Annotated in this window: 14 protein-coding genes and 1 pseudogene; 7 read left to right on the top strand and 8 right to left on the bottom strand. The window is 65.3% G+C overall.

The features are described from left to right. Positions 1 to 23: 23 nt before the first annotated feature. Complete coding sequence (locus ROV95_RS07980) at positions 24 to 797, bottom strand: C40 family peptidase (RefSeq protein ID WP_312543895.1); 774 nt, start codon at positions 795 to 797, stop codon at positions 24 to 26. A 131-nt stretch (positions 798 to 928) separates the two neighbouring features. After that, positions 929 to 1,468 (bottom strand): C40 family peptidase, encoded by a 540-nt coding sequence (locus ROV95_RS07975; RefSeq protein WP_031270212.1) that lies wholly within the window; start codon positions 1,466 to 1,468, stop codon positions 929 to 931. Between the two features lie 111 nt (positions 1,469 to 1,579). Between ROV95_RS07975 and ROV95_RS07970 the strand changes: the two genes are divergently transcribed. The 7 genes and pseudogenes from ROV95_RS07970 to ROV95_RS07940 all read left to right on the top strand — a co-directional run bounded on the left by ROV95_RS07970 (position 1,580) and on the right by ROV95_RS07940 (position 7,102). Then, positions 1,580 to 2,062 (top strand): peptidylprolyl isomerase, encoded by a 483-nt coding sequence (locus tag ROV95_RS07970; RefSeq protein WP_111098588.1) that lies wholly within the window; start codon positions 1,580 to 1,582, stop codon positions 2,060 to 2,062. Positions 2,063 to 2,160: 98 nt separating this feature from the next. After that, complete coding sequence (locus tag ROV95_RS07965) at positions 2,161 to 3,405, top strand: DUF418 domain-containing protein (protein WP_312543893.1); 1,245 nt, start codon at positions 2,161 to 2,163, stop codon at positions 3,403 to 3,405. 15 nt (positions 3,406 to 3,420) lie between these two features. Further along, positions 3,421 to 3,564, top strand: a pseudogene (locus ROV95_RS07960) (amino acid dehydrogenase); the annotation flags it as partial. Next, positions 3,561 to 4,919 carry a glutathione-disulfide reductase gene (gene gorA, locus ROV95_RS07955; protein WP_312543891.1) on the top strand — a complete coding sequence of 453 codons (1,359 nt, stop codon included), beginning with the start codon at positions 3,561 to 3,563 and terminating at the stop codon, positions 4,917 to 4,919. The pseudogene ROV95_RS07960 and the gene gorA, both read left to right, overlap by 4 nt. Positions 4,920 to 5,078: 159 nt before the next feature. Further along, a complete protein-coding gene (locus tag ROV95_RS07950) occupies positions 5,079 to 5,999 on the top strand; it encodes a DMT family transporter (protein ID WP_019660628.1) in 921 nt (306 codons plus the stop codon). Next, positions 5,996 to 6,334 (top strand): MGMT family protein, encoded by a 339-nt coding sequence (locus ROV95_RS07945; protein WP_239502454.1) that lies wholly within the window; start codon positions 5,996 to 5,998, stop codon positions 6,332 to 6,334. The genes ROV95_RS07950 and ROV95_RS07945 overlap by 4 nt, the downstream gene beginning before the upstream one ends. Before the next feature lie 93 nt (positions 6,335 to 6,427). Next, entirely contained in the window at positions 6,428 to 7,102 is a 675-nt protein-coding gene (locus tag ROV95_RS07940) for a rhomboid family intramembrane serine protease (protein WP_005410509.1), read from the top strand. Between the two features lie 98 nt (positions 7,103 to 7,200). Here the strand turns inward: ROV95_RS07940 and ROV95_RS07935 are convergent, their stop codons facing one another. From ROV95_RS07935 to ROV95_RS07910, 6 genes are all read right to left on the bottom strand, one after another. Beyond that, a complete protein-coding gene (locus ROV95_RS07935) occupies positions 7,201 to 8,784 on the bottom strand; it encodes an NAD(P)/FAD-dependent oxidoreductase (protein WP_312543889.1) in 1,584 nt (527 codons plus the stop codon). A 76-nt stretch (positions 8,785 to 8,860) separates the two neighbouring features. Then, positions 8,861 to 9,355, bottom strand: coding sequence for a VOC family protein (locus ROV95_RS07930; protein ID WP_312543887.1), 495 nt, complete (start codon positions 9,353 to 9,355; stop codon positions 8,861 to 8,863). Positions 9,356 to 9,480: 125 nt separating this feature from the next. Continuing rightward, the gene (locus ROV95_RS07925; protein WP_312543886.1) at positions 9,481 to 11,487 is read right to left on the bottom strand and encodes a M13 family metallopeptidase; all 2,007 of its coding nucleotides are present in this window, start codon (positions 11,485 to 11,487) and stop codon (positions 9,481 to 9,483) included. Positions 11,488 to 11,701: 214 nt separating this feature from the next. Continuing rightward, complete coding sequence (locus tag ROV95_RS07920; protein WP_019660623.1) at positions 11,702 to 13,804, bottom strand: M13-type metalloendopeptidase; 2,103 nt, start codon at positions 13,802 to 13,804, stop codon at positions 11,702 to 11,704. Positions 13,805 to 13,990: 186 nt separating this feature from the next. Further along, the gene (locus tag ROV95_RS07915) at positions 13,991 to 16,978 is read right to left on the bottom strand and encodes a TonB-dependent receptor (protein WP_197591924.1); all 2,988 of its coding nucleotides are present in this window, start codon (positions 16,976 to 16,978) and stop codon (positions 13,991 to 13,993) included. A gap of 555 nt (positions 16,979 to 17,533) precedes the next feature. Continuing rightward, entirely contained in the window at positions 17,534 to 20,329 is a 2,796-nt protein-coding gene (locus tag ROV95_RS07910; RefSeq protein ID WP_019660618.1) for a TonB-dependent receptor, read from the bottom strand. Between the last annotated feature and the right edge of the window lie 73 nt (positions 20,330 to 20,402).

Genomic DNA, 20,402 nt, shown 5'->3' with positions numbered 1-20,402 from the left:
AGGCGGCGCTATAGCGCCAGGGGTCAGAGATCCACCCGGCGGGCCTGCATGAACTTGTTGCCCCAGTAGCCACTGAGCAGGGTGTCCACGCGCACATCCTTGCCCGAGCTGGGGGCGTGCAGGAAGCGGCCGTCGCCGACATAGATGCCGACGTGGTCGACGCGGCCCTTGCGGCCGAAGAAGACCAGGTCGCCCGCCGCCAGCGCGGTGCGGTCGTTGATCAGTTCGGCGTTGTCATCGTGCGCCATCTCGCGCGAGACGCGCGGCAACTCGATGCCCAGCGCCGAACGGAACACATAGCCGACCAGGCCGCTGCAGTCGAAACCGCTGTCCGGGTTGCTGCCACCCCAACGGTACGGGGTGCCCAGCAGGGTCATCGCGCGGCGTAGCAGCGACTGCACCTTGCCGTTGTCGGCGGCGGTGCCGACGACGCTGCCATTGGCGGCGCTGCTGGTGTCGTAGTTGGCGAGCAGGCGGCTGAGGTCACCGGCCACCACGGCCGAGCGATCCATCAGCGGAATGGTGTCGTTGGCGGCCAGGTGCGGCAGCAGGGCGGCCAGCGTGGCACTGGCGGCGGCATCGACGCGGCTGCGCTGCGGAACGGCAGCCTCGGCCTTGGCGGCCGGTCGGGCGGTGCTCTCGGCCACCGGGGCCGGGGTCACATCGGAACGGTTTGGAGCAGTCTGCGACCAGGCCGGAAGGCTGGTCAGGCACAGTGCCAGGCCAAGCAACAGCGGGCGGGCACTACGTGAAGATACGGAAGTCTGGCCTTCGCTTTTCAGGTCGTCAGTCGTCACGCGTCGGTCACAGGAAAAAAACGATGGGGCATCATGCCCTGTAAAAGCGCGGATAAGTTAAAAATTCCGTTATAAAATCGTTATTTATATAGTGACGTATGTCACAGTTTTAGACATATCGCCTGTTCAGCTTAGCGAAGGACACGTTTCGCGCCCGTGTAGTGGTCTTTCCAGTAGGGGCCACTGAGCGAGTCCAGGCGAACCGTACCGCCGGTACTCGGCGCGTGCACAAAACGCCCTTCACCTACATAGATGCCCACGTGGGTGACGCTGCCGCGGCTGCCGAAGAACACCAGGTCGCCGGTGGCCAGGCGTTGCGGATCGATCCTGGGGCCCTGTACCGCCGCCAGGTCGCGCGAGGTGCGCGGCAGCCGCAGGTCCAGCATCTCGCGATAGACATAGGCGACCAGCCCGCTGCAGTCGAAGCCCGAGTCCGGGGTGTTGCCGCCATAGCGGTAGGGCGTGCCGACCAGGCTGATGGCCCGCATCAGCACCGAGTTGGCGGCCTCGGGGTTGTCCGGCACGGTCTTCGGCCAGTTCGCCGTCGGCGGGGGCGGCGCCGGGCGGGTGGCCTTGCCGCCGCCACAGGCGGTCATCAACACGGGCAGGGCCAGCAGCAGGGCCGGGGCGAGAAACCGGCGCGGGCCGGACGAAACTGGCGTGATGTGCATGATCTCCGGATAATGCGCCACCTTGGAATGGCCGTCATGATGGCGGCGTCCCCGTCGGGCGACAACCCGCCCCAACCCGCCTGCCTCCGGCAGATCCAGACAGAGTTGCGCATGAAGATCGAAAAAGACCGCGTTGTCCGCTTCCACTACACCGTTTCCGAAGTCGGCCAGGAGCCGATTGAATCGTCCAAGGACCGCGGCGAGCCGCTGGCGATCCTGATCGGCCATGGCAACATCATCCCGGGCCTGGAAAACGCCATGATGGACAAGGAAGCCGGCGCGACCTTCAGCGTCGACGTCAAGGCGGCCGATGCCTACGGCGAGCGCCGCGAGGGCCTGTCCCAGCGCGTGCCGAAAAAGCACTTCGGCAACACCAAGCTGGCCCCGGGCCAGCAGGTGGTGCTGCAGACCAACTTCGGCCCGCGTGCGGTGACCGTGCAGAAGGTCGGCATGAGCGTCGTGGACGTCGACCTGAACCACCCGATGGCCGGCAAGGACCTGCACTTCGACGTGGAAATCGTCGATGTGCGCGAAGCCGGCAAGGAAGAGCTCGACCACGGCCACGTCCACGGCGACGGTGGTCACCAGCACTGATCGCAGCGCGATCGTGATGGATGCGAGGCCCGCTTCGGCGGGCCGGCGCGTTTCTGGAACATGGCGCGGCCATCCATGGCGCGCGGGCCGGCGGCATAATGGCGGACCTGCCTGACGGACGCCCCGTGAACGCTGTCTCTCCTTCCCTGCAGCCGGTGGCTTCCGGCGAACGCATCGCCGTGCTGGACGTGCTGCGTGGTGCCGCGCTGCTGGGCATCCTGCTGATGAACATCGAGGCCTTCAGCGGTCCGCTGGACCTGGCCTTCACCGGCATTGACGTGCACTGGCGGGGCATCGATCACTGGGCCGACGCCTTCGTCTATGTGTTCGTGCAGGGCAAGTTCTTCACCCTGTTCTCGCTGCTGTTCGGTGCCGGCTTTGCGGTGATGGCGCAACGCGCCGAGGTGGCCGGGCGCGACTTCACCCCGTTCTACCTGCGCCGCAGCGCCGGCCTGCTGCTGATCGGCCTGTGCCATGCACTGCTGGTCTGGTCCGGCGACATCCTGGTGATGTATGCACTGGTCTCGTTGCCGTTGCTGGCCTGCCGCGAGGCGCCGCGCAGCTGGCTGCCGTGGATGGGCGTGATCGTCTACCTCGGCGGTGTAGCGATGATGTTGCTGGTGGGTGCGATGGTGTCGATGGCTTCGGCCGAAGACATGCAGAAGATGCTTGCCGAAGCACAGCAGGCCATCGCGCAGCAGCGCCTGGTGTACGGGCACGGCAGCTGGATGCAGGCCACCGCGCAGCGCCTGCACGAGTTCGGATCGTCGATGGGCGCGCTGCTGATTACCGGTCCGGAAGTGCTGGGCATGTTCCTGATCGGCAGCTGGTTCGCCAGCAGCGGTGCACTGGTATCACCCGAGCGCTTCCCACGGCTGTACGTGCTGTTGCGTTGGGTGGCGCTGCCGCTGGGCGTGGCGGTCACGCTGCTCGGCGTTGCCTGGAAGCCGTATCTGGCACCGGGCGCCTACGACCTGCCGGTGACCGCAGCGATGGCACTGGTGACGATCGGCGGGCTGCCGATGTGCCTGGGTTACCTGGCGTGGATCGTGCGTTGGCGCGCGCGGCTGGGATGGCTGGCGCCGGTGGGGCGCATGGCATTGACCCACTACCTGGCCCAGTCGTTGCTGTGTACCTGGCTGTTCTACCACTATGGCCTGGGCGGGTTCGAGCGGATGCCGCGCAGCGTGCAGTTGCTGTTCGCGCTGCTGGTATTCGCAGCGCAGGTGGCTGTTTCGCACGCGTGGCTGGCGCGCTTCCGCTTTGGTCCGGTGGAATGGCTATGGCGTGCAATGACCTATCGCCAGTGGCCACCGATGCGGCGTGGAGCCGGGCAGGGCTGATCGATGCAGGGCGCGCATCCTCACGTCTGGCTTGCATCTGGGCATGGCATGCTCGGCATCAGCATGAGCGCCGGCAACGGCCAGCTGATCGCCGATCTCGTCTGCGTCCGTACGCCGGTGATCGACCCTGCCCCCTACCGACCCGAGCGATTCCGATGAGCACTGCACCCTATGACTACGACCTGATCGTCCTCGGCGGCGGCTCCGCCGGCCTGGCCGGTGCGATCCGCGCCGCGCAGCACGGCAAGCGCGTGGCGCTGCTGGAGCCGGGCGAACTGGGTGGGACCTGCGTCAACGTCGGTTGCGTGCCGAAGAAGGCCATGTGGCTGGCAGCTGACCTGCATGAGCGCATCGGCCTGGCCAGTGCGATGGGCTTCGATGTCCAAGCGCGCCCGGCGCTGTCGTGGAAGGAACTGGTGATACATCGCCAGGCCTACATCAGCAATATCCATACCAGCTACCACAAGCGCCTGGACGAAACCGGCGTGGTGCGCATTCCGGCGCGCGGCCATCTGCTCGATGCGCACACCGTGGCCTGCAGCGATGGCGTGCGCTACAGCGCTGAACACATCCTGATCGCCACCGGCGCGCACCCGCTGCGCCCGGACATTCCCGGCGCGGAACTGGGCCTGGTTTCCGATGATTTCTTCGATCTGCGCGCGGCACCGGCCGAGGTGGCGATCATCGGTGGCGGTTACATCGCGGTGGAGCTGGCTGGCCTGCTGCAGGCACTGGGCAGCAGGGTGAGCCTGCTGGTGCGCGGTCAGCGGCTGCTGGATCGCTTCGACTACGAGCTGACCGATCAGCTGGCCGAGAACCTGAAGCAGCAGGGCGTGCGCATCCATTTCAGCTATCGCCTGCGCGAACTGCAGCGCGATGGTGAGCGCGTACGTGCATTCGGCCATGATGGCCCGCTCGACAGCGTGTTCGATGCGGTGTTCTTCGCTGCCGGCCGCCGCGGCAACAGCCGTGGCCTGGGTCTGGAAGCGCTCGGCATCGACATCGGCGAGCACGAGCAGGTGCAGGTGGACGAGTGGCAGACCACCCGTGTGCCGAGCGTGCATGCGGTCGGCGACATCGCCGGCAAGGTCGGCCTGACCCCGGTGGCGGTGGCCGCGTCGCGGCGGCTGATGGACCGGCTGTTCGGGGGCCGCCCGCAGTCGAAGATGGATTACGAGAACGTGGCCAGCGTGGTGTTCTCGCATCCGCCGCTGGGCGCGGTGGGCATGAGCGAGGAGGAAGCGCGCCGGCGTTTCGACCAGGTGAGCGTCTACCACAGCCGCTTTCGCCCGATGCTGCAGGCGCTGGCCAACGGCCCCCAGCGCAGCCTGTTCAAGATGGTCTGTACCGGCCCGGAAGAACGCGTGGTGGGCATCCACCTGCTGGGCGAAGCGGCCGACGAGATCCTGCAGGGCTTTGCCGTGGCGGTGAAGATGGGCGCGACCAAGGCCCAGTTCGACGACACCGTGGCGATCCACCCGACCTCGGCCGAAGAAGTGGTGCTGATGCGCTGAGCCGGGCCGTTGTGGCGCCGAGCCCTGCTCGGCTGCCTTTCGCCCCGGCCTGGCGAAGCCGAGCGCGGGCTTGGCTCTACAGGGCAGCGGGCGCCCCCGTGCGACAATGGGCGTCCCCACGTCTTACCGGGCCGACCTGCGCGGCCCGCCGTCGTCCTGATGTCCACTCCCGCTTCCCGCATCGCTACGGCTTCCCCACGCATTGCGCTGGGCGGCATCGGCCTCGCCGCGATCGGTGCCATTGCCGCGTCGGGCAAGGCGATCATCGTCAAGCTCGGCCTGCGCCATGGCGTCGATGCCACCACGCTGCTCGCGCTGCGCATGCTGATGGCGCTGCCGCTGTTCGTACTGATGGCCCTGTGGGCCGCACGCCGGGCCGAGCCGCTGTCCTGGGCTGATCGCGCCCGCGTGCTGTGGCTGGGCTTCACCGGCTACTACCTGTCCAGCCTGCTCGACTTCCAGGGCCTGCAGTACATCAGCGTGACCCTGGAGCGGCTGATCCTGTACTTGAACCCGACCCTGGTACTGCTGATCAACGTGCTGCTGGCGCGCCAGCGGCCGGGCCGCTGGCAGATCGGTGCGCTGGTGCTGAGTTACCTCGGCGTGCTGCTGGCCTTCGGGCACGACCTGCAGCGCGAGGGCGGCCAGATCATCGTCGGCAGCCTGCTGGTGCTGGGCAGTGCGCTCAGCTATGCGCTGTACCTGTTCGGCAGCGGGCAGGTGGTCGCGCGCATCGGTGCAGTGCGGCTGACCGCCTATGCCAGCTGCGTGGCCAGCGTGCTGGTGCTGCTGCATTTCGCGGTGACCCATCCGCTGCCACTGCTGTGGCAGGCACCGGCGCCGGTACAGTGGCTGTCGCTGGTCAATGCCACTGTCTGTACGGTGCTGCCGGTGCTGGCGATCATGTTGGCGGTGCAGCGCGTGGGTTCGTCGCTTGCCGCGCAGGTCGGTATGCTGGGCCCTGTTTCCACCATCGTGATGAGCCTATGGCTGCTCGACGAACCGATGGGGCCGGCACAGATCGCCGGTACCGTGCTGGTGCTGATCGGCGTTCTGCTGGTGACCCGCCTGCGGCGCTGACGCCGGAGCAGGCGCGTGCGCGCATCCTGGCGGTGATCCGCGCGATCCCGGCCGGGCAGGTGATGGGCTACGGACAGGTGGCGATGCGCGCGGGCCTGCCCGGGCGAGCACGCCTGACCGCGCGCATCCTGGGCCAGAACGACGACCCGGACCTGCCCTGGCACCGCGTGCTGCGCTCGGATGGGCGCATTGCCATGGAAGAAGGGTCGGCGGGCTGGCGTGAGCAATCGCAGCGGCTGCGTGCCGAGGGCGTGGTGGTTGAGAACGGCCGGGTGCGGATGCCCACGACCGATCCGACGGTAGCGCTGGATGCTGCCGTATGGGGGCCGGGCTGAGCGCCGCTGGCGACTGAACAGGCCGGACCTGCGGGTCGCCAACAAGGCGCGGTGCTGCGGCTATGATGGAGGTCGTTCCATGCCGGTGCTCCCATGTTCCCGCGACTGCCAACCGTCACCAAGGCCCTGCTGATCGCCAACGCGATCCTGTTCCTGCTGCAGCAGCCGTTCCTGCTCGGCATGCAGACCTTCGAGCCGTTCATGCTGCAACCGCTGCAGCAGGGCTTCGATGCGTTCTCGCCGGGCGGCAACTTCCAGCCGTGGCAGCTGCTGACCTATGGCTTCCTGCATGGCAGCTTCGGCCACCTGTTTTTCAACATGCTGGCGGTCTTCATGTTCGGTGCGCCGCTGGAGCAGACCTGGGGCGAGAAGCGCTTCCTGCTGTATTACCTGGTCTGCGTGGCCGGTGCCGGTGTCTGCCAGCTGCTGGTGGGTACGCTGCTGGAGAACCCGGCCACGGTGCTGGGTGCCTCTGGCGGCGTGTTCGGCCTGCTGCTGGCCTACGGCATGCTGTTCCCGAACCAGCGGGTGATGCTGCTGTTCCCACCAATCCCGATGAAGGCGCGCACGTTCGTGATCCTGTTCGGCGTGGGCGAACTGGTGCTGGGCATGACCGGCTGGCAGCCGGGCGTGGCCCACTTCGCGCACCTCGGGGGCATGCTGTTCGGCTGGTTGCTGATCCGCTACTGGCGCGGGCAACCGCCGTTCAACAAGCGCCGCCCGCCGGGTCCACCGAAGCGCCCGAACCATCTGCGCAGCGTCAAATGATCCGAAGGATCATTTGACGCTGCAGGTGCCAACCTTGGTTGGCACACCTCGCCAGGATCATTTGACGCGGTAGGTGCCGACCGTTGGTCGGTACGCCTCTAGAGATCCTGCAGCACTACCTGTGCCGCGTTGTGCCCCGGCGCACCGGTGACGCCACCGCCGGGGTGTGTGCCCGAACCGCACAGGTACAGCCCGGGCAGGGCGCCGCGATAGCCGGCCTGGCCGACCATCGGCCGTGCCGAGAACAGCTGGTTGGCGCTCAGTGCGCCGTGGAAGATGTCACCGCCGACCAGGCCAAAGGTGCGTTCCAGGTCCAGCGGTGACAGCACCTGTCGGCCAAGCACGCTGTCGGCGAAGCCCGGTGCATACCGGTCGACGGTCGCGATCATCAGATCGGCCACCGTGTCACGGTGATCATCCCAGTGACGTCCATCGGACAGCACCGGTGCCACGTGCTGGCAGAACAGACTGGCCACATGCCGGCCGGGCGGCGCCAGCGAAGCGTCCAGCGTGCTGGGAATCAGCATCTCCACAATCGGTTCGCGTGACCAGCCGTCGCGTCGCGCATCCAGCCAGGCGCGGTCCATGTACTCCAGGCTGGGCGCCATGATGATGCCGGCGCTGAGGTGATCGCCGGGCCCGGGCAGGGCGCGGAAGTCCGGCAGCCGCGACAGCGCCACGTTCATCCGGAACGTGCCGGAACCGCAGCGCCAGTTCGCCATGCGTTCGCGGGTCGCGTCCGGTACCTGTGCCGGGGCCAGCATCTGCTCGTACAACAGCTTCGGATTGACGTTGGCGATCACCGCGCGTGCACGCAGGATTTGACCGTTGGTCAGTTCCACTCCCACGGCACTGCCGTGTTCAACCAGTACGCGTCGCACGCCGGCGTCCACGTGCAGTTCCGCGCCAGCCGCGCGTGCAGCGGCGGCGATGGCCTGGCTGATCGCGCCCATGCCACCGATCGCATGGCCCCACGCACCTTTCATGCCATTGCACTGGCCGAATACGTGGTGCAGCAGCACGTAGGCACTGCCCGGTGTATACGGGCTTGCGTAGTTGCCGACGATGCCGTCGAAGCCGAACAGGGCCTTGATCGGCTCGCTTTCGAACCAGCGGTCCAGGTACTCGGCGGCCGACAGCGTGAAAAGGTCCAGCAGTTCCTGGCGTAGCGAAGCATCCAGCGTTGCCAGTTCGCGGCCGAGGCGGCCCATCTGCCAGAGCGCGGGCAGCGCACGCCAACCGCCTACTACACCCAGGTCCGGTGGCGCGCGCAGGGCCCAGGCGCGCAGCACGTCGGCGAAGATCTCCAGGCGCGCTTCGTATTCGGGTAGCCGCTGTGCATCCCGCTCGGAGAACTTCGCGACCTCGACCTGGGTGCGGCCCGGTGCGGACAGCAGGTAGCGGCCGTCCGGCAATGGCAGGAAGTTGTTGGCCGGGCGATTGATGATGCGCAGCCCATGCGCATGCAGCTGCAGGTCGTCGATCACCTTCGGCAGCAGCAATGACACCGTGTAGGACGCCACCGAGTTGCGGAACCCGGGGTGGAATTCCTCGGTGACCGCCGCGCCGCCGAGAACGCCACGACGTTCCAGCACCAGCACCTTCTTGCCAGCGCGTGCGAGATAGGCAGCGCAGACCAGGCCGTTGTGGCCGCCACCGATGATGATCGCATCCCAGGACATCAGCACCTCGGAAAAAGGGGACGGAGAGAATTAAGTCGCAATTCGCATTGGGTCACAGACAATGGGGAATAACGACTTAATCCCCTCCGTCCCCTTTTTTGATTGCCGCTTCGATGGTGGCGATGTCGATCTTCTTCATCGGCATCATCGCGTTGAAGGCGCGCTTGGCCAGTGCCTTGTCCTGGCTGGTCACCGCTTCGATCAGCATGCGTGGGCTGATCTGCCAGGAAACGCCCCATCGGTCCCTGCACCAACCGCACTGGCTCTCCTGGCCACCGTTGCCGACGATCGCGTTCCACAGGCGGTCGGTCTCGGCTTGGTCCTCGGTCTGGATCTGGAAAGAAAATGCTTCGCTGTGCTTGAACGCGGTGCCGCCGTTGAGGCCGACGCAGGGGATGCCGCAGACCGTGAATTCGACCGTCAGTACGTTGCCTTCCTTGCCGTCCGGGTAGTCGCCCGGGGCGTGGTGGACAGCGCTCACCGCGCTGTCGGGAAAGGTGTTGGCATAGAAGGTGGCGGCCTCGAGCGCGCCGTTGTCGTACCAGATACAGATCGTGTTCTTGTGTGCCATGGTCGGGCTCCGCAGCGGACGAAGGCGCAGCGATAGCACGGGCGGTGTTAACCCGGGATCGTGCTGCATCCGCAAAAAAAAGGGCGCCCGAAGGCGCCCTCTGCATCCCCAGCGTGACGGCTGGCTCAGCGCCAGACCTTGATCTGCTCGGATTCGCTGCGCTGCATCGGCTGGCCGGCCTTGCAGCTGAAGGTGGCACCGAACGCCGGCAGGTTGGCCAGCGTGCCATTGCTGCGCCACAGGCCCGGCGCGCGGATGTCGGCGGTCAGGCGGCGCGCGGCCTCGTTCGGCGACAGCTGCTGCGCCCACAACGTCGACCAGGCGCGGAAGAAGCCCTGCTGCTGTGCCGGCTTGGCCTTCGGCTCCTGCGCGGTGTATGCGGCCCAGGCCAGTTCCAGGCCGGCAATGTCGGCCAGGTTCTCTTCCTGGGTGAGCGTGCCGTTGACCTTGGCACCCTTCACGCCCGGGAAGTCGTAGGCGCTGTACTGCGCGGCCACGCGATTGCCGAGCAGGGTCCAGGCGGTCTTGTCGGCCGGAGTCCACCAGCTGCGCAGCTCACCCTTGGCATCGACCAGCGCGCCCTTGGCATCGATCGCACGGGTCAGTTCATGGCCGACCAGACCACCGAAGCTGCCGAACTTGTCGGCGGCGTCGGCCTTGGCGTTGAACACCGGGCCCTGCAGGATCGCGGCGGTGACGATCAGGCGGTTCTGCGCCAGGTCATAGGCCAGCGACGGCTGCTGCGGCAGCACGTCCCAGCGACGGTCGGCGTTGCCCTTGCCGATGCGCTTCATTTCCTCGCGGTGGCGCCAGGTCGACGCGATCAGCATATTGCCACCGAACGAGCCGCGGCCCATCGGCTGCACGCTGTAGTCCAGGTCGCGCAGTGGAGTGCCGATCTCGATCTTCAGCGCAGCCAGCTTGGCCTGCGCTTCGGTCTTGGCTTCGGCACTCATCCAGCTGCTGTTCTTTACCGCCTCGATCTGTACTTCGCGCACCTTGTCGACGATCCATGCGGCCTGGCGACGATCTTCGGCCGACAGGTAGCGGGCGGCGTACTCGCGGCCGACCATCGGGCCGGCGGCCACATTGATTGCATCCAGCACGGATTCCCAGCGCTGCGGCGGCAGGGTCTGGCCACGCAGCACACGGCCACGGAATTCGAATTCGGCGTCGCGGTAGGCCTTGGACAGGTACGGCGCCATCGAGTCGCCCACGCGCCAGCGCAGGTACGCCTTCCACTGCTCCGGCTTGAGCTTGGTGACCATGCCATCGAGCTGCTTGAACAGGCCCGGGTCGGCCAGCGAGACCAGGTCATCGTCCACGCCCTGTGCCTTCAGGAAGGCATCCAGCTGCAGGTTGCGGTAGCGGCTGTTGAGCTCCTTGGTGGAGATGGGCGCGTAGTTGTTGAACGGGTTGTTGATGCCGGCCAGCGACTGCGCATTGCGTGCCAGTTCGGTTTCCAGCGCGATCACCGCCTGCGACTCGGCATCCAGCTTGGCGGCCGGGGTACCGGTCAGCGCCAGGATCTGCTTGACGTAGTTGCGGTAGCGGCCCATCAGCGCCACGGTGTCGGCGTCGGTGCGGGTATAGAACGCCGGATCCGGCAGGCCCATGCCGCCCTGCATGAAGTAGCCGATGTGACGATCCAGCGCCTTCAGGTCGACGTCCGGGCCGAAGTTGAAGGCCACCGGGATGCCGACCTGGTGCAGCGCGGCGATCGAGGCCGGCACATCCTTGGCCTTCTTGATGGCGTTGATGCGGGTCAGCAGCGGCGCAATCGGATTGGAGCCGTCTGCTTCCACGGCGGCTTCGTCCAGGCCACTGGCCCAGAAGTCGCCCAGCAGCTTCTGCACATTGCCCTGCGGCGACTTCATCGCGGCGTCGAGCAGTTCACGCTGCTGCTGGCGGCTGCGGTCAACCAGCTGTCCCAGCGCGGTGACGGCGCCGGTCTGCGGCACCGGGTTGGCCTTCAGCCAGCCTGCATTGGTGGCGTCGTAGAAGTCGCTGCACTGGGCGCTGACGGCCGGAGCGCGTGCGGCCTTCTTCTTGGCGGCGAACGCATCGTGAGTCGGGACCAGGGTCGCCAGGCTGATGCCCAGGGCGATGGCAAGCGGACGGAAGTTGGGCATGTGGAACGAATCCGTGATGGATTGAGGGCGCGCGCACTATAGCAAGCCAGGCATGGGCGCGGGATGCACGCGTCGCGGTGCATTCGCCGACCAAGGTCGGCAGCTACCGGGAGCGCCGGGATCAGTAGATCCACGCCATGCGTAGACACCCCGGAAAAACAAAGGCCCGGGAATTCCCGGGCCTTTGCAGGTCTGCAACAGCGTCAGCCAGGACTTACCAGATCACCACCTGCTGCTCGCCGGTGCGGGCCATCGGCGAACCGGCCTTGCACTGGAACGCGGCCGCGAAGGTCGGCAGGTTCGACGGTGCACCCATGGCGCGGAACTGTGCCGGGGCGTGCGGGTCGGTCGCCAGGCGGACCTTGGCGTTCTCCGGGGTGTACTTGGTACGCCACACGGTGGCCCAGTTGAAGAAGAAGCGCTGGTCGCGGGTGAAGCCGTCCACCTTCGGGTCTTCCTTGCCGGCGCTGGCCTTCTGCAGGGCATCGTAGGCGGTAGCCAGGCCGCCCAGGTCGGCGATGTTCTCACCCAGGGTCAGGTGGCCGTTCACCGCCTGGCCGTCGACCTTGTACTGGTCGAACTGCTTGACCAGCTTGCCGGTCAGGCCTTCGAAGTTCTTCTTGTCAGCGGCGGTCCACCAGTCTTCCATGTTGCCGGTCGGCCCGAAGCGCGCGCCCTGGTCGTCGTAACCATGGGTCATTTCGTGGCCGATCACCGCGCCGATGCCGCCGTAGTTCAATGCGTCGTCGGCCTTCGGGTCGAAGAACGGCGGCTGCAGGATGGCGGCCGGGAACACGATCTCGTTCTGCAGCGGGTTGTAGTAGGCATTGACCGTCTGCGGGGTCATGCCCCACTCGGTCTTGTCCACCGGCTTGCCGATCTTGGACAGGTTGAACTTGTAGTTGAACTCGTTGGCCGCGCGCACGTTGCCCAGGAAGCTGTCGCGCTGGGTCTGCAGGCCCGACCAGTCACGCCACTTGTCCGGGTAGCCGATCTTCGGGGTGAAGGTTTCCCACTTGGCGATGGCCTTGGCCTTGGTCTCCTCGCTCATCCAGCTCAAGCCCTGGATGCGCTCCTTCAGCGCGGCGGCCAGGTTCTTCACCAGTTCTTCCATCTTCGCCTTGGCTTCCGGCGAGAAGGCAACCTTCACGTACAGCTGGCCGAAGGCTTCACCCGCATCGTTTTCGATGGTGCCCAGCACGCGCTTCCAGCGCGGCTTCTGTTCCTTCTGGCCGTTGAGGGTCTTGCCGTAGAACTCGTAGTTTTCCTGCACGAAGGCATCGGCCAGGTACGGCGAGGCGCTGTCCACGGTGTGGAAGCGCAGGTAGGCGCGCCACACCGACGGGTCGGTATCGCCCAGCGCCTTGCTCACTTCCTCATGGAAGGCCGGCATGGCCAGCGAGAACTTCTCCGGCGCGGCCACGCCCTGCGATTTGAAGAACTCGGTCCAGCTGAAGTTCGGGGTCAGCTTGTCGGCATCGGCCAGGGTGACCGGGTTGTAGTACAGCTCGACGTTGCGCGACAGCTCCACGCGCGACTTGGAGGCCTTGGCCAGGCGGGTCTCGAACTTGACCACGTCCTCGGCCTGCTTGGCGGCGTCGGCAGCGGCGACACCGGACAGCTCCAGCACCTTGGCGACGTGCGCCTGGTAGGCCTTCAGCTTGTCGGCATTCTTGGCGTCGGTGTAATAGGTGCTGTCCGGCAGGCCCAGGCCGCCCTGGCTGGCGTAGGCCATGTTCACGGCCGAGTTCTTGAAGTCCGCTTCGGCACCGAAGCCGAACAGGACGTTGTCGCCCCTGGCCGCGCTGGTGCGCAGGTAATCGGCGATGGCCGCCTTGTCCTGCAGGCCGTCGATGGCGGCCAAGTCGGCCTTCAGCGGCTCGATGCCCTGGGCATTGATCTTGGCCTCGTCCATGCCGGTGGCCCACAGGTCGCCGACGATTTTCTCGATGTGGTTCGGATTCTTGACCTGCGCCACCTGTTCGGCCAGCTGGTGCTGCACGGCCACCGAGCGCTCGTCGAGGATGGTGAACGCACCCCAGCTGGTGCGGTCGCCCGGAATTTCATTGGCGGCCAGCCACTTGCTGTTCACATAGTCGCCGAAGGCGCCGCAGGCGTCCTTGGTGGTATCCAGATCGCTGGGCTGGAAAGCGTTGTAGGCCGGCAGCTTGCTTTCGTCCAGCGTGTAGTTGGTGGCTTCGGCCGCGGCCGGCGTGGAGGCGGTGGCGTCCTTGGCCGGGGTTTCAGTCTTGCCGCAGCCGACCAGCGCGGCCGAAACGGCCAGGGTCAGCAGCACGATCTTGGGAGTACGGGTCACTTTGATGGCCTCCAGGCCGAGTGAGTCAGGGAAAGGCCGTGGGACGGCCGTGGGCCGAACGATACGCCGCCGGCCAGACCTGCAAGGGTGTCGAAGGTCATGGCCGGGTGCAAGGGGGGCATTGCGGGTACAAAAAAGCAGACCCGGCAAAAGCCGGGTCTGCGGATTGCATCAAGTCCGGACGGATCAGAACTTGTAGTTGACGCCCATATACATGAAGCGACCAACGTTGTCGTAGTAGGCCGAGCCGAGGTCCGCACCGAAGTAGTTGACCGGCGGATCCTTGTCGAACACGTTGTCCACGCCCAGGTACACCTCGACACCGGAATCAGCCATTTTGTAGCCGATCTGCATGTTGTGGTAGGTGTACGACGGGTTCCAGATCGGGCTCTGCGAACCCGGGTTGCTGTTGTAGCTCTCCGGGAACACGCGCAGGTTGCGATGGATGTACACCATGTCCCAGCTGGCGCGGAAGTTGCCCAGCGTGTACTTGGCAGTGAACTGACCGCGCCAGCGCGGATTGGTCACGTAGTTCGAGCGTTCCTTGTAGTCGCTCGGGAAGTCCTGGAACTCCCATTCACGCGATTCCAGCAGGCGGGTACCGACCAGGCGCAGGTTGGTGTGGCCACCGAACATGCCGAAGTCATAGTTCATTTCCAGGTCGATACCGGTACGACGGCTCTTGGCCAGGTTCTCGGCCAGTGCGGTCCAGTCGTAGATGCTGTACGCCGGGAACTCGGCGCCGTTGGCCCCGGTTGCGCCGCCGATCGGGGCGCGCTTGATCTTGTCGCAGAAGGCGTTGTTGATGCCCCCCGGCGAGTCGACGCAGCGCGTGGCCAGCGTCTGCGCGGTGACCGAGCCGATCGCATCCTTCAGGGTGATGCGCCAGTAGTCGACCGACATGCCGAAGCCTTCGAAGAACTCCGGCTGCCAGACGAAGCCGATCGAGGTGGACTCGGCGCGTTCCGGCTTCAGGTCCGGGTTACCGCCGCTCAGGCCAGGACGGTTGGCGCTGTAGGAGTCAACCCAGTTGGCCGGAATACCCAGCGCAGCGCAATTGGCAGCGCGCAGTGCCGGATCGCCAGCGGTGGCCGGACGGTTGGAGTTGGTGGCGTTGGTGTTGCAGGGATCGTTGATGGTGGCGAAGTTCTGCGACTGCTCGTCGTACAGTTCACCGATGTTGGGAGCGCGGATGGCCTTGGCCAGGGTACCGCGGACGCGCAAGGACGGGATCACTTCCCAATCCAGGCCGACGTTCCAGGTCTTGGTTGAACCGATGGTGTTGTAGTCCGAATAGCGGCCGGCCAGGTCCAGCGACAGGCGGCGGATGCCCGGAATGTCAGCCAGCAGCGGGATGTTGGTTTCGGCGAACACTTCCTTGACGTTGTACGAGCCGCCGCCACCGTTGATGGCATTGAGGAAGGTCGCGCCGGAGGCCGCCAGCGGATCGGTGCGCTCCAGGCTCTTTTCCTTGCGGTATTCCACGCCGGCCGCGATACCGACGTCACCGGCCGGCAGCGAGAACAGCGCGTTGTTGTTGACCGATGCGCTGAACACGGTCTGCTGAAGCTTGCCGAAGTAGTGCGAACGGGTGTTGAACCAGTCGGCCGCTTCCTGCGACACCGCACCGTTGCCCAGAACACTGAACGGAATGCAGCCCGAGCCGATCAGGTCGCGGTTGTACTTGCGGCCACCTGCATTGATGTTGGTGGCATTCGGGTCGAGGTCGACACGACAGACGATCTTGCCGCTCGGATCGCGGACGGCATCCAGGCCGGCCTGCCAGCGTTCGTTGATGCGGTTGTTGACGTTGACGCGGTTGATCTCGGTCTCGCCATAGTTGCCCGAAGCCTCATAGCTCCAGTTGTCGCCGAACATGCCTTCGATGCCCAGGACGAAGCGCTTGGTCTCACGCTTGACCTCTTCACCACGGCGGCCGGCATCGACGTTGAAGCGGGCCATCTGCAACTGGTTGACACCGTTGGCGTCCATCAGCGCGCCCAGTTCCGGGCTGATGAAGGCGTTGTCACGACGGATGCGCAGGGTGCTGTCGAAAGCGGGCTGGCCGAAGAAGGTGGATTCGGTCTTGGTGTACTTGCCTTCGAAGAACAGGCGGTGCTTGTCGGTCAGGTCGAAGTGGGCGACGGTGTTGACGCTGACGCGGTCGAACTTCGGCTGCAGGTCGGCAACGGCGTTCAGATCGGCGAAATCACAGTTGACGCAGGTGCTCGGGCTGACCACCGGGCCATCGAAGCGGTTGCGGCTGAAACTGCCGTCCGGATTGAAGTGGTAGCGGTATTTGTAGGTGCCCGGCTTGGTGAAATCAAACTTGCCGCCCAGGTCGAAGGTGCCGCCGTAGGAGGTGGAGTAGTTGCCACCCGGACGCGCCAAGACGGTCTGCGGGTTGCTCTCGCTCGGCGGCTTGGTCCTGTCGAAGTTCGGATTGGGCACAGTCACGTCATAGCGCTGACCGATCGAACGGTCGCCACGGCCGAAACGACCCTGCTCGCTGTACTCGACGGCGACGGCGACATTGCCACGGCCGTCGGCGAAGTTGGTGCCCGCCGTGGCCGACACGAAGCCGCGGTTGAAGCCGCCTTCACCCGCGATGCCCTTCTGGGCGCGGGCTTCAAAACCTTCGTAGTTCTTCTTCATGATGAAGTTGACCACACCGGCCACGGCGTCCGCGCCGTAGATGGCCGAGGCACCACCGGTGATCACTTCAACGCGTTCGATCCACTCCACCGGAATGGTGTTGACGTCAACAGAGGTGCTGCCCGGGTTGGCGCCGACATGGCGGCGGCCATTGACCAGCACCAGGGTGCGGTCGTAGCCCATGCCACGCAGGTCCATCAGGCCCAGGCCAGCGGTACCGATGTAGCGGGTGGAGTTGCCCAGCGTGAACGACGGTGCCAGCTGCGGCATCTTGTTCATCAGGTCGCTGATGGTCAGCGCGCCGGTCTGGCGGATTTCTTCTGCGGTGATGGCGGTAACCGGCGAAGAGGTCACGAAGCCCGTACGCGCAATGCGCGAGCCGGTCACGCTGACGCGGTCCAGATCGACCGGGTTGGAGGAGGCTTCCTGCGCGAAGGCGGGCGCCGAAGTCGCGGCCAGCAGGCCGACGAGCAGGGCGCTGGTCAGCGGGTGGCGGCCAGGTGAGCGGTTGTACGTCATCGTGATGGATCCCCTATTGAAGTGAAGCGTGCCGTTCCGTCCGTTCGTTACATCTGAGTTCAGATAACGGGCGTTGTTCATGGAACCTAACACGGTCTTAACGAGAAATGCATGCCAATGTCACGCAATGTCTCTGAAGTCACTCCAAAAGTACATGAAAGTGCAATAATTACAGTCACTTAGTATCAGTTGTGATTTGCAGGTAAAGGCTGGATGACGCGTAGCTGAATGTGGGGAGTCGGGTCCCTTTGCGCAAACAGGCCTTTCAGTAGTCCGCAACAGTTGCTTTCCAGCGGGGGCGGAAGGGCTGGCATAACGGTTCATTCAGCCGATTCCTCGGGCACCGATCGCGGCGGCGCAAGCGCGTGGTGGGCCGTTGGCCCCTGCTTGAGGCGCCACCTGCAGATGCCGGTTGCTCCTGGCGCAGGGCGCTGGCAAAGCGCCTGCCAGGAACCACGAATCGGGTGTCTCCAACTCCGCGGTGGGAGAGCGACCAAAAAAAAGGCCCCGCCGAAGCGGGGCCTGGTCCGGAATCAAACCCGGAAAACGACGGGATTACTTGCCGAAGTCGTACTTGGCCTGCACGTACACGGTGCGACCGTAGACGTTGTACAGGTAGTTGTTGAACGGCGTGCCGGAGGTGCCCTGGTAGCTGTGGGCCTGCTGTTCGGGCATCTTGTTGAACACGTTGTTGACCATCAGCGACAGGGTCAGGTCATCCTGCGCACGGTAGTTCACGCTCAGGTTGTAGGTGGTGTACGAACCCCACTTGCCTGCCTTGTAGCCCGATGCGGCGTGGGTGTACTCGTAGCCGTTCAGGCCTGCCAGGTAGTTCGGGGTGTGGCCGATGTAGTTCGCGTACAGCGTGGTGGTCCACTTGTCCAGCGACCAGGCCACCGACGCGTCGGAACGGACCTTGGCGTAGCTGTCGTAGTTCCACATCGACTTCGGGTTGCCCAGCAGGTCCTGGAAGTCCTCACCCGGCTGCGCCTGCACTTCACGCTTCAGCATGTTGGTGTAGTTGCCCGAGAACTGCAGCGAACCGAAGCGGCCGATGTCCTGCAGGTACTTGAAGCCGACGGTCACGGCCTGCAGGTTCTGGCGGGCCACGTTCATCTTCGGGGTGTACAGCGAGCTCAGGTTGCCGGCCGAATCGCGCACGACCCAGTCGGCCACGTTCTGGCAGGTGGCCGAGGAGCCATTCGGCAGGCCGTTGCGGCAGTAGTACTCGGCCAGCAGCAGCTGGTCGGTGCTGGCCGTATCGACTTCGTTCTCGATCTTCCAGTTGTAGTAGTCGGCCGAGATCGACAGGTTTGCCATCGGTGCCCAGACGATACCCGCGTTCCAGACGTCGGCGGTGATCGGCTCCAGGTCCGGGTTGCCGGCACGCTCGGAATAGACCGAGACGCTGTCGGCGTAGCGGCAGGCGTCGGTGTTGCCCGGGGTGTAGCCCAGCTCGCCGCAACGGTAGTAGTCGGTCGAGTTGGCAGCATAGTAGCCGCTGCGACCCTGGAAGGCGTCGGGCAGGGTCGGCGCGCGGAAGGCGGTGCCGTACTTGCCGCGGAACAGCAGGCTTTCGATCGGACGGAACTCCACGCCCACGCTGTAGGTGGCCTTGTCGACGGTGTTGTCGGCGATCTTGAAGGCGTCATAGCGACCGGAAGCGGTCACCGTCAGCGACTCCAGCAGCGGCATGCGCAGTTCGCTGGTCACCGCATAGTTGCTGCGATGGCCGTTGCCGGCAACAGCCGACGAGCCCCACACGTCGCCGTCCAGCAGCCGCTGGTCGGGGCTGTAGTCCCAGCCTTCGCTGCCGCCTTCGACGACCACGGCCAGGCCCGCATCGCCACCCGGCAGCGAGAACAGCGAACCGTTGGTGACCTGCGCGCGAGCCAGGTTCTGCCAGGTGCGGCTGTGGTTGGTGGTGTAACCGGTGAAGCCAGCGAAATCTTCCGGCGAGATCGGCGAGTAGAACGCGCCCCAGTTGGTGTTGTAGATGCCGAAGCCATCCTTGGTGCCCAGCTGCGGGCCGAGCACCTTGTCGGCGAAGTAGCTGTTGATGGCATTGCCGAAGCGCTGGAACTTGCTTTCATCCAGGCGATATTCGCCGCGGGTGAAGCTCAGGCTGTAGTCCCAGTTGCCCACTGCGCCCTTGCCGCCCAGGGTGACCTGGTAGGCACGGCTCTTGTCGTTGTTCAGGATGCTCTTGTAGCCTTCGCCGCCGATGTCTTCCGGAGCAAAGGCGCGCTGCAGGTTGACCAGCTTGCCTGACGCCTGGTCGTAGAAGCCGCCCATGGTGCTCTTGGTGCCCCACCACAGGTAGTTCGAGCCCGAGGTGTACTCGGTCTTTTCCTTGCTGTACAGCACGTCGGCGAACAGCTGGAAGTTGTCGTTCACGTCGAAGGTCATCGACGAATAGAACTGGCCGCTGTCCTTGCCGTTCTTCAGGGTCTTGTAACCGGCGCCGAACACCGAGCCGCAGGACTGGCCGGTCGGGCGGTTGGCCAGCACGGTGGTGCCGCCAAACTGGCCGGCGACATTGGCGCAGTTGCCCGGGTCCATCATGTACAGCGCATTGGTCTTGGCGTCGATGACGGCGAAGTCGTTCGACGGCAGCTGTGCGGTATAGCCGTGGGTGTTGTTCTGCTTGGTCAGGTCACGCTGGTAGCCCCAGATCGGGTTGCTGCTTTCGATCTGCACGTTGACCAGCGCATTGAAGCGGTCGTCCAGCGCCGAGAAGCCGTGCGCGCCACTGATGCGGAAGCTGCTGCCACCGCCTTCGGTGGAGGTGCCGCCACGCACGGACAGGCTGCCGCCTTCCATGTGGTCCTTCAGAATGATGTTGACCACGCCGGCGATCGCGTCCGAACCATACAGGGAGGACTGGCCGCCCGGCAGGACTTCGATGCGCTCGACGATGTCGATCGGAATGCCGCTGATGTTGTTGAACGCGTCGCCGCCGTTGTACAGCGCCGGGTAGGACATCATCGGGCGGCCGTTGATCAGGTACTTGGTGTACCCCGGATTCAGGCCGAACATGCCAGCGGCTTCAGCGCCCTGGGTGAACGAGGCGGAGGTCTGGCCACCCTGGATGCCGCCGGTGGTCAGCGAAGACTGCTGCAGCACTTCGGCGACGCTGTTGAAGCCGCGCGACTGGATGGCTTCAGCGCTGATGGTCATGACCGGGGTCTGGGTCTCAACCTGGGTCTGCGGGATCAGCGAACCGGTGACGGTGATCTTGTCCAGGTTGGTGGCCTTGTCCTGGGCCATTGCCGGCGAGGCGGCGACCAGGGCGGAAATCAAGGCGACAGCGAGGGTGTTGCGACGTGCGGAATTGCGAAGGTCTTTCATGTGGTTCCGTTCAAAGAGCAAATACGAATACGGCACTGCGCATGCGCCATCGTGCGTGCAATGAAACAGCGAC

It is taken from the genome of Stenotrophomonas maltophilia group sp. msm1, assembly GCF_032025805.1.
GTDB lineage: Bacteria > Pseudomonadota > Gammaproteobacteria > Xanthomonadales > Xanthomonadaceae > Stenotrophomonas > Stenotrophomonas hibiscicola.
Note: the sequence above shows the minus strand (reverse complement) of the source record. Positions and strands in the feature narration are given on the sequence as shown.